The following is a 10,264-nucleotide window of genomic DNA, read 5'->3' as shown; positions in this document are numbered from 1 at the left end:
TGTCGAGCGATTCCGCGTCTTGACCGCGGCGGCACGCCGCCTTGACCTAAACTTTAGCAGTCTTAGGAAAGCTGGTCAAATATAATACATAAACTGATCCTCTTGGCTATCAAGTCTTTGACAGTAATCATCGCAAATATCTTTAAGAGTAATTTTCTCTGCGTAATCCTGCAAATATGAAGTCATATTGTTCCATAAATCATCATTTATAGTATCTATCATAGTTGAATTTTTGTTATTAGTATCAAAATACACATCAGAAAGAATGTTAGGGTCAAGTGCATTTATAATATCCTTTAAGGTGATTTGATTATATGGCTTTGTTATAACATATCCGCCATTAGAACCCTTCTGACTTCTGATAAGCATAGCAAGTCTTAGAGCAGGGAGTATCTGTTCAAGATATTTCGGGGAAATATTCTGACGCTTAGAAATACTTGTTGTGGTAACAACTCGTCCGCCTTGTGAATTTGTGGCAATATCTATCATAGCCATAATACCTAATTGAACTTTCATTGGTACTTTCAAAAAGAACACGCTCCTTTAAAAATTTTATTTAAATACATATTAAACATATAATAATAATAGGTTATCACAGTTTTTCTGGAAAATCAATATATACTAAATAAATAGGCATTGTAAGAAATATAAAAAATAGACTTATATAAAAATAAAAATTATATAAAGTGCCAAAATCTTATAATACCTATTGAAATTATATGTTAAGTAGGTTATAATTGGAAGCACTTCAAGGTTTGTTGAAAAGGGTTGGTGATATTATGGAGTTTAATACAGCTTTATTGCACCGAGGATTTGAGATTGATAAAAAGACAGGAGCTACACTTACTCCGATTTATCAAGTAAGTGCTTTCTCGCAGGAATCTGCTGAACAGCTCGAAAAAGTCTTTAATAATAAAGCCCCTGGTTTTGCATATACAAGAATAAGCAATCCGACAGTTTCATCTTTCGAGAGCCGAATTGCTTCTATAGAAAACGGAATAGGGGCGATTGCCTGTTCGTCAGGTATGGCGGCTGTTACGATGTCACTTTTAAATATATTAGAAGCTGGCGATGAGATTATAGCAGGTTCAGGACTTTTCGGAGGAACAATAGATTTGTTCTCAGACCTGAAAGCTTTCGGAATTACGACTAAGTTCGTAGAACATATTTCAGCCGAAAGCGTAGAACCTCTCATAAACGATAAAACAAAGGCAGTTTTTACAGAGCTTATAGGAAATCCAAAGCTTGATATTGTCGATATAAAAGAGGTTTCAGAGCTTGTCCATAAATATAATATTCCACTTATAATAGATAGTACGACAGCTACTTCTTACCTTATCCGACCAATAGATTTCGGAGCAGATATAGTAATTCATTCCTCATCAAAGTATATAAATGGCGGAGGAAATTCTATCAGCGGAATAATAGTTGACAGTGGCAACTTTAAATGGGATACTGATAAGTATAAGGGAATGGCTGAATATAAGAAGTACGGAAAATTTGCTTATCTCGCAAAGCTAAGAAACGGAATATGGAGAAATGTTGGTTGTTGTCTTTCACCATTCAATGCGTTCCTTAATTCCGTTGGTCTTGAAACTCTCGGCCTACGAATGGAGCGTATTTGTGATAACGCCTTGAAACTTGCCGAATATCTGAGTACAGCAGACGGAGTTGAAGTTAATTATCCGGCCCTTGAAAGCTCACCGTATTATCCGCTTGCAAAGCGAATGTTTAACGGAAAAGGTGGAGCAATCTTAACAATTCGTGCAGGTAGCAAAGAGAGAGCCTTTAATCTTATCAATAACCTTAAATACTCAATAAACGCTACTAATATAGGTGATGTAAGAACCCTTGTCATTCACCCGTCAAGCACGATATATGCTCATAGCACAGAAGCTCAGAAGCAATCTGCAGGCGTTTATGAAGATAGCATTCGAGTAAGCGTTGGCATAGAGGATATAAAAGACCTGATAGAAGACTTCGAGCAAGCAATAAACAAGATGAATGCTTCCAGCTATAACTCTTAACATTTTATAAATAAAGTTTAGTTCAAGGGAGAGAATCCCTTGCAAGGAGGAGTAACAAATGGCAGTCGATTATGCAACTCTTAAAAAAGGCGGATTTATGCGTCAAAAACAAAAAAATAATTTTTCTCTTAGGTTGAGAGTTGTCGGAGGAAATCTTACAGCTAAGCAGCTTGCAAAAATTGCTGAAGTTTCTGATAAATACGGAGATGGCTATGTACATCTCACATCAAGACAGAGTGTAGAAATTCCATTTATTAAGTTAGATGATATAGAAGAAGTTAAGAATACACTTGCAGAGGGCGATGTAGAGCCTGGCGTTTGCGGACCGAGAGTTCGTACAATAACAGCCTGTCAGGGACAAGCAGTATGTCCAAGTGGCTGTATTGATACATATGCTCTTGCAAAGGAGCTTGATGACAGATATTTCGCAATGGAGCTTCCACATAAGTTCAAGTTCGGCATAACAGGCTGTCAGAATAACTGCCTTAAATCCGAAGAAAACGACTTAGGAATCAAGGGTGGAATAAAGGTCGATTGGAGAGAAAGCGATTGTATCGGTTGTGGCGTATGTGTAAAAGCTTGCCGACAGAATGCAATCACTCTTAAAGACGGCAAAATCACTGTTGACAAGAGCAAATGTAATTTCTGCGGAAGATGTTTCAAAGCTTGCCCGACAGATGCGTGGGATACAGTTCATGGATATATAGTTTCCTTCGGTGGCTTGTTTGGTAATTCAATAAATAAGGGCGAAACAATAATCCCATTTATTGAGGACAAAGAAAAGCTTATGAGAATTTGTGATGCTGCTATAAAGTTCTTTGCAGATAATGCAAAGCCAAGCGAGCGTTTCAAGTTTACAATAGACCGAGTAGGAAAAGAAAAATTTGAAGAAAAGATTTTGGAGGCATACAATGGCTGATTTTATTATTGATGATATCGTAGATATTACAGATGTAGTTTGCCCTACAACCTTTGTAAAAGCAAAGGTTGCTTTAGAGGAACTTGATGACGGACAGATTTTATCAGTTAAGATGAACGACGGCGAACCGGTTCAGAATGTCCCAAGAAGTATTAAGGAAGAGGGACATCAGATTCTGAAACTCATAGATAATGAGGACGGCACTTATAATCTTATCGTAAAAAAGGTTGGTGATTAAATGGCAGCTCGTGTTAATACAGAGAATTTTGAGCAGGAAGTTCTTAATTCAGATAAGCTTGTTTTAACAGATTTCTATTCAGATAGCTGTATTCCTTGCAAGAGATTGTCACCGGTTCTTTCAGAGCTTGAAAAAGAATATGACGATATCTTAAAGGTTGTCAAGGTAAACATAAACTTTGATTCAGCTCTTATGGAAAAATACGAAGTTCAGGCGTCGCCGACAATCATTTTCTTTAAAGACGGTCAAGAGCAGTCAAGACTCAGAGGTGCTGTCAAGAAGTCAGAAATAGTTGACGAGATAGAAAAATTAAAGTAAGTAGGAGAGATAATTATGAAAATCACAGTAGCAGGCGTAAACAAAGAGGTTGCAGATAATCTTACAGTTGCACAGCTCGTTATAGATGAAAAGGTAGAAACCCCGGAATATGTCACAGTTACAATCAACGATGAATTTGTCGAGAGCGGTGCATTTGAAAGCACAACACTCAAAGACGGTGATGTTGTAGAGTTCCTTTATTTCATGGGAGGTGGTCAGTAATGGCTTTCACAAACGAACAGCTTGAGCGTTATTCAAGACACATTATATTAAAAGAAGTCGGAGCAAAGGGACAGAAAAAGCTCCTCAATGCTAAGGTCCTTATTATCGGTGCAGGCGGTTTAGGTTCACCGGTTGCTCTATATCTTGCAGCAGCAGGTGTTGGAACTATCGGTATTGCAGATGCAGATGATGTAGATTTATCAAACCTCCAGCGTCAGGTTATTCACACAACAAAAGATGTCGGAACTCCAAAGGTTGAGTCCGCAAAGAAAACTATGGAAGAAATTAATCCTGATGTTAAAGTTATTACATATCATACCTTTGTTACAAGCGAAAATATCCTTGATTTGATTAAGGACTACGATTTCATTATTGACGGCACAGATAACTTCCCGGCAAAATTCCTCATCAATGATGCTTGCGTAATGGCAAAGAAACCGTTCTCACACGCAGGAATCATTCGTTTCCAGGGACAGCTTATGACTTATGTTCCGGGAAAAGGTCCTTGCTACAGATGTGTATTCAGAAATCCACCTCCAAAGGACGCTGTTCCTACTTGTAAGCAAGCAGGTGTTATCGGTGCAATGGGCGGCGTTATCGGAAGCCTTCAGGCAATGGAAGCTATCAAGTATATTCTTGGTCAGGGCAACTTGCTTACAGGCTATCTCCTTACATATAATGCTCTTAAAATGGAGTTCAGAAAGGTTAAGCTTCCAAGCAATACAGATAATTGCCCAATTTGTGGCAAGCACCCGACTATCACAAAACTTATCGACTACGAACAGGCAGAATGTGACGGTGTACATTTATGATTAAGCTATCAAAATCAGATTACGAAAAAATTCTTGCACACGCAGAAAAAGAACTTCCCAATGAGGCTTGTGGTTTGATTGCAGGTACAGTTGAAAACGGTGATAAGATAATAAAGGAAGTTTATCTTCTCACAAATATAGACCATTCCAATGAGCATTTTACACTTGACCCAAAAGAACAGCTTGCCGCAATCAAGGATATGAGAAGTAAAGGCTATGTACCGCTTGGCAACTGGCATTCTCACCCAGAGTCGCCATCAAGACCTTCGGAAGAGGATAAAAGACTTGCCTATGACAGCAAAGCAAGCTATATGATTTTATCTCTTATGAATAGAGCTGAGCCTGTATTAAATTCATTCAAAATCACTGGAGATACCGCAAAAAAAGAAGAACTCATAATAGAGGATTAAGAATAAACCTTCCATAAGACACTCAAAGTTTAGGTCAAGCCTTTTTAAAGGCTTGCGGTTTCCAAAGGCAGAGCCTTTGGTAGGTTTTAAGGGCAAAGCCCTTAACATTCTTTGCACTCTAAGTGCGGACAAAGTCCGCACTTAATAACTAATGTTGTTAACAAAAGAAAAAAGGCTCAAGCGAAACTTTTAAGGTTCTTGGGAAAGTGCGGTAGTTTCAAAAAATGAGGGAAGCAATATGAAGACAGAAAAGCTTACAACAGATATTCTGATTATAGGCGGCGGAACAGCAGGTTGCTATGCGGCTTTGACAATATCCGAAAATTCCGATAAAAAAGTTATAATCTGCGAAAAGGCACATATAAAGAGAAGTGGTTGCCTTGCAGCTGGTGTAAACGCTCTTAACGCATATATCACAGAGGGCAGAACGCCTCAGGACTATGTTGATTACGCAAAGCACGATGCAGATGGCATAGTAAGAGAAGATTTGCTCCTTACAATGTCCGAAAGACTTAATTCCGTTACACATAGGCTTGAACAGCTCGGACTTGTAATTCTCAAGGACGAAAACGGCAAGTATGTAACACGAGGAAACCGCAATCTTAAAATAAATGGTGAAAACATAAAGCCGATACTCGCTAAAGCAGTAGAAGCCTTGCCAAATACAACTATTCTCAATAGAGTAAATGTAATCGACTTTGCCGTCAAGGATAACAGAATCCAGGGAGCTTTTGGAATAGGCATAGATGATGATACTTTCTATACTATTGAGGCTAAGGCAGTAATAATTGCCACAGGTGGTGCGGCAGGACTTTATAAGCCAAATAATCCAGGTTTTTCACGCCATAAAATGTGGTATCCGCCATTCAATACAGGTGCAGGCTATGCAATGGGAATAAAGGCCGGTGCAGAAATGACCACTTTTGAAATGCGTTTCATAGCTTTAAGATGTAAAGATACGATTGCCCCAACAGGTACTCTTGCACAGGGTGTCGGAGCTAAACAAGTAAATTCACTTGGAGAAGTTTATGAAACAAAATATGGCTTAACTACTTCCGAGAGAGTTTATGGCACAGTCAATGAGAATCAAGAGGGCAGAGGTCCTTGCTATCTCAGAACAGAGGGCATTACGCCCGAACAGGACGAATCCTTGCTAAAAGCATATTTGAATATGGCTCCTTCACAAACTATCAAGTGGATAGAGAGTGGAAAAAATCCATCTCAGCAGAATGTTGAAATCGAGGGTACAGAGCCTTACATAGTAGGCGGACACACAGCAAGTGGCTATTGGGTTGATACAAAGAGAGCAACCACAATAAATGGCTTGTTTGCAGGCGGTGATGTTGCCGGCGGTGCTCCGCAGAAATATGTCACAGGTGCTTTGGCAGAAGGTGAGATTGCAGCCCTTTCCGCAGTTGAATATGTTTCCGAAAATGATATTTCACCTATCGAGAGTAGTAATATAGACAGCCACATTTCAGAGGTTGAAAACTTTCTTACCAAAAAGGATTCCCACTTTACAACAGAACAGCTTGAAGAGGCTATGCAGAGTGTTATGGATTCTTATGCAGGTGGTATTAAAACAAATTATCGTTTTAATGAGAAACAGCTTGATATTGCAGACTATAAGATTAAACAGCTCACAGAGCTTTCAAATTCGCTTTACGCAGAAGATTTTCAGGAACTTATGTATATCTATGAACTTCGTGAAAGACTTACAGTTTGCAGAAGTGTTATAGCACATCTCAAAGCAAGAAAAGAAACCCGTTGGCATAGCTTTGCAGAAAATCTTGATTATCCGAATAAGGACGATAAGAATTTTAATAAATATGTCAATTCACGCTTTGAAAACGGCGAAATAAAAATAATCCTTCGTGATTTAGTACCGGGAGGTAAGAGCTATGAGCATAGCAATTAACAAACAAAAATGCGTTGGTTGTGGAAGATGCCGAAATGTCTGTCCCGGAAGTCTTATCAAAATAGATGAGAGCGGTAAGGCATATATCAAGTATCCAAAGGATTGCTGGGGCTGTACCTCTTGCATTAAGGAATGTCCCGTACACGCAATAAATTTTTATCTCGGTGCGGATATAGGCGGTATGGGCAGTATGGTTCATACCGAAAAGAACGGAGATATTCTAAGCTGGATAATAGAAAAACCTCAGGGCGATACCATTAAGATAGATATAAACCAAAGGGAATCAAATAAGTATTAAGGAGAGAAGAAAATGAGTGAACTTTCACACCTTGACGAACTCGAAGCAGAAGCTATATACATCATCAGAGAAGTAGCAGCCGAATGTGAAAAGCCGGTAATGCTTTATTCAATAGGAAAAGATAGCTCCGTAATGCTTCATCTTGCTATGAAAGCGTTTTATCCCGAAAAACCTCCTTTTCCTTTTATGCACATAGATACAACATGGAAGTTTAAGGATATGATTAAATTCCGTGATGAAACAGCCAAGAAACTCGGTATAGAAATGATAGTCTATACAAATGAAGACGGAGTTAAGCAGGGAATAAACCCATTTGACCACGGAGCAGCTTATACTGATATTATGAAAACTCAGGCTCTCAAGCAGGCACTTACCAAATACGGCTTTACAGCAGCATTCGGTGGCGGTAGGCGTGACGAGGAAAAGTCGAGAGCAAAGGAAAGAATTTTCTCTTTCAGAAATGAAGCTCAGGCATGGGACCCAAAAAATCAGCGTCCTGAAATGTGGAAACTCTATAATACAAAGATTAAAAAGGGCGAGAGCATAAGAGTTTTCCCAATCTCAAACTGGACAGAAAAAGATATATGGCAGTATATCAAGCGTGAAAATATAGATATAGTTCCTCTTTATTTTGCGGCTGAACGCCCTGTTGTAGAGCGTGACGGCAACATCATAATGGTTGATGATGACCGTTTCCCACTCAAAGAGGGAGAAGTTCCGCAAATGAAGTCAGTTCGTTTCAGAACACTTGGTTGCTATCCGCTTACAGGCGGTATAGAATCCACTGCAACTACACTCGATGAAATCATTGATGAAACTCTAAGCTCAGTATCCTCAGAGCGTACATCAAGAGTTATCGATAATGAGGCGGCAGGAAGTATGGAGCGTAGAAAAAGGGAGGGCTATTTCTAATGAAAGGATTACTTAAATTTATAACCTGCGGAAGTGTTGATGACGGAAAATCAACACTTATCGGACATATATTATATGATGCAAAGTTGATTTATGCTGACCAGGAAAAAGCTCTTGAGCTTGATAGTAAGGTTGGCAGCCGAAACGGTGCAATAGACTATTCGCTTCTCCTTGATGGACTTATGGCAGAGCGTGAGCAAGGTATTACAATAGATGTTGCTTATCGTTATTTTACAACAGATAACAGAAGCTTTATAGTTGCCGATACCCCAGGCCACGAAGAATATACAAGAAATATGGCAGTAGGTGCGTCCTTTGCAGATTTAGCCGTTATCCTTGTTGACGCTTCACAAGGCGTTCTTATTCAGACAAGGCGTCACGCAAGAATCTGCAAACTTATGGGTATTCGTTACTTTGTCTTTGCCGTAAATAAGATGGATTTAGTCGGTTACAGCAAGGAACGCTTTGATGAAATCGTAAAGCAGATTGATGAGCTTAAAGAAGAACTTAAACTTGATAATGTAAAAATTATTCCTTTGTCAGCAACAGAGGGCGATAATGTCACCACCAAGTCCGAAAATATCAAGTGGTATGACGGAGTTCCGCTTTTAGAGTATCTCGAAACTGTTGATATATCCTCATCAGATGAGGAAAAAGGTTTCTATATGCCGGTTCAGAGAGTCTGCCGTCCGGACCATACATTCAGAGGTTTTCAGGGACAAATTGAAGCAGGAAGTATAAGCGTAGGCGACGAGATTGTTGCATTGCCAAGCAACGAAAAGGCAAATGTCAAGAGCGTTTTTGTTACAGACAAAGAGGTAAAATCAGCACATAAAGGCCAACCTGTAACAATAACCTTAGATAAAGAGGTTGATGTTTCAAGAGGCTGTGTGCTTTCAAAAAATGCTGATATTGCAGTATATAAAAAGCTCAAGGTTTCACTTCTTTGGATGGACGATGAACCACTCGTTATCGGCAAGGATTATCTTGTCAAGCTTGGCACAAAGACTATTTCAGGCATTATTACAGCCGTTGATTATGCAGTTAATGTAAATACAGGCGAGCATATCAAGACAGAAACTCTCGAAAAGAATGGTATAGCTGTTTGCGAAATTCTCCTCACAGAAGCTATTGTTGCAGACCTTTTCTCCGCACATAAAACACTCGGAGAAATTATTCTCATTGATAGAGTTACCAATATGACATCAGCTTGCGGTGTTGTTGAGAATGTCAGCCAAAAGGCAGTTTCAGGTTCAGCAAAGGCATCATTCAAGCTTGGCGATGTTGAAGCAAGAGGCGATATATTTGAGGAATTCTACTATGATACATCAAGCCTTAATGTTTTGAAGTATCAGCCGGTAAGAAACACCTATACAGTCGGCGATGAAATTCCTGTTGACGGTGAAAGCTACCATTATCCGGATAGCTTTGATATAATCGTACTTCGTGACCAAGTAGCTATTAGCGTAAGAGATAAGAAAATCACAGCTATTATTCCTGCGAGCGAGTATGAATATAGCGGTTTCCCTGTTATAAATGGACGAGGCTTTGAGGTTGTCGCAGACAGTAATGAAGCTGTACAAGACTTCCTTAAAGAATACAATTCTCTTGCAGATAGCAACGACCCACAATTCTTTGCTAAGTGGATTAAGTTCAATACTTATCGTAAGATTATAATTAAAGCCTAAATTTATTAACAGCCTAAGTCAAAAATAGACTAAGGCTGTTTACTTTTTTATTTAAAAAGTATATAATATAGCTAATATACTTCTTTAAGATACTTAAAAGTTTTGCTCAAGCTTTTTTAAAAGCTTGCAGTTTCCAAAGGCAGAGCCTTTGGTCGCTCTCCGCAGAGAGCGAAACACCTTTGGGCGAAGACCAACATTAGTCAATAAAGGCGAACGAAGTTCGCCCTCTCGGTAGTTTCAACGACCGCGGCAACAATCTACTTTTACTTACTACGAGCGAGACTTGTCGAGCGATTCCGCGTCTCGGGAGCGGCGGCTCGCCGCTTTAAAAAGGCTTGACCTAAACTTTTAAGTATCTTAGAGCAAGTGCATTAGCTAAGCGTAGGAGCGAACGAAGTTCGCCCTTTCGGTAGTTTCAACGACCGTGGCAACAATCTGCTCTTACTCACTACGAGCGAGACTTGTCGAGCGATTCCGCGTCTCGGGAGCGGCGGCTCGCCGC

12 protein-coding genes are annotated in these 10,264 nt (G+C 39.5%); 11 read left to right on the top strand and 1 reads right to left on the bottom strand.

The window, feature by feature from the left end; genetic code table 11:
- Nucleotides 1-75 precede the first annotated feature (75 nt).
- Nucleotides 76-528, bottom strand: coding sequence for an Rrf2 family transcriptional regulator (locus ACLU24_RS08970; RefSeq protein WP_412612067.1), 453 nt, complete (start codon nt 526-528; stop codon nt 76-78).
- A 251-nt stretch (nt 529-779) separates the two neighbouring features.
- Here ACLU24_RS08970 and ACLU24_RS08965 point away from each other — a divergent pair, with 251 nt between their 5' ends.
- The 11 genes from ACLU24_RS08965 (at nt 780) to ACLU24_RS08915 (ending at nt 9,762) form a co-directional block, all read left to right on the top strand.
- Nucleotides 780-2,027 (top strand): O-acetylhomoserine aminocarboxypropyltransferase/cysteine synthase family protein, encoded by a 1,248-nt coding sequence (locus ACLU24_RS08965; RefSeq protein ID WP_412612302.1) that lies wholly within the window; start codon nt 780-782, stop codon nt 2,025-2,027.
- Nucleotides 2,028-2,085: 58 nt separating this feature from the next.
- Entirely contained in the window at nt 2,086-2,946 is an 861-nt protein-coding gene (locus ACLU24_RS08960) for a 4Fe-4S binding protein (protein WP_118366066.1), read from the top strand.
- Nucleotides 2,939-3,184 carry a sulfurtransferase TusA family protein gene (locus tag ACLU24_RS08955; RefSeq protein WP_022264677.1) on the top strand — a complete coding sequence of 82 codons (246 nt, stop codon included), beginning with the start codon at nt 2,939-2,941 and terminating at the stop codon, nt 3,182-3,184. The genes ACLU24_RS08960 and ACLU24_RS08955 overlap by 8 nt, the downstream gene beginning before the upstream one ends.
- On the top strand, nt 3,185-3,502 hold the full coding sequence (locus ACLU24_RS08950) for a thioredoxin family protein (RefSeq protein ID WP_412612065.1): 318 nt from the start codon (nt 3,185-3,187) through the stop codon (nt 3,500-3,502).
- 15 nt (nt 3,503-3,517) lie between these two features.
- Nucleotides 3,518-3,724, top strand: a complete 207-nt coding sequence (thiS, locus tag ACLU24_RS08945; RefSeq protein ID WP_412612063.1) for a sulfur carrier protein ThiS — start codon at nt 3,518-3,520, stop codon at nt 3,722-3,724.
- Nucleotides 3,724-4,536 carry a thiazole biosynthesis adenylyltransferase ThiF gene (gene thiF / locus ACLU24_RS08940; RefSeq protein ID WP_412612060.1) on the top strand — a complete coding sequence of 271 codons (813 nt, stop codon included), beginning with the start codon at nt 3,724-3,726 and terminating at the stop codon, nt 4,534-4,536. The genes thiS and thiF overlap by 1 nt, the downstream gene beginning before the upstream one ends.
- On the top strand, nt 4,533-4,946 hold the full coding sequence (locus tag ACLU24_RS08935) for a M67 family metallopeptidase (protein WP_412612059.1): 414 nt from the start codon (nt 4,533-4,535) through the stop codon (nt 4,944-4,946). The genes thiF and ACLU24_RS08935 overlap by 4 nt, the downstream gene beginning before the upstream one ends.
- A 238-nt stretch (nt 4,947-5,184) precedes the next feature.
- Nucleotides 5,185-6,864 (top strand): adenylyl-sulfate reductase subunit alpha, encoded by a 1,680-nt coding sequence (locus tag ACLU24_RS08930; RefSeq protein ID WP_412612056.1) that lies wholly within the window; start codon nt 5,185-5,187, stop codon nt 6,862-6,864.
- Nucleotides 6,848-7,162: a 4Fe-4S dicluster domain-containing protein gene (locus tag ACLU24_RS08925; protein ID WP_412612055.1), complete on the top strand. Its 315-nt coding sequence runs from the start codon at nt 6,848-6,850 to the stop codon at nt 7,160-7,162. The genes ACLU24_RS08930 and ACLU24_RS08925 overlap by 17 nt, the downstream gene beginning before the upstream one ends.
- Nucleotides 7,163-7,174: 12 nt before the next feature.
- Nucleotides 7,175-8,074 carry a sulfate adenylyltransferase subunit CysD gene (gene cysD, locus ACLU24_RS08920; protein ID WP_106764931.1) on the top strand — a complete coding sequence of 300 codons (900 nt, stop codon included), beginning with the start codon at nt 7,175-7,177 and terminating at the stop codon, nt 8,072-8,074.
- Nucleotides 8,074-9,762 (top strand): sulfate adenylyltransferase subunit 1, encoded by a 1,689-nt coding sequence (locus ACLU24_RS08915; protein WP_412612054.1) that lies wholly within the window; start codon nt 8,074-8,076, stop codon nt 9,760-9,762. Before cysD ends, ACLU24_RS08915 begins: the two co-directional genes overlap by 1 nt.
- Nucleotides 9,763-10,264: the final 502 nt, after the last annotated feature.

Origin of the sequence: Pseudoruminococcus sp. (genome assembly GCF_047012705.1) — a bacterium.
Lineage (GTDB): Bacteria > Bacillota > Clostridia > Oscillospirales > Acutalibacteraceae > Pseudoruminococcus.
This window is presented reverse-complemented; position numbering and strand designations above follow the sequence as displayed.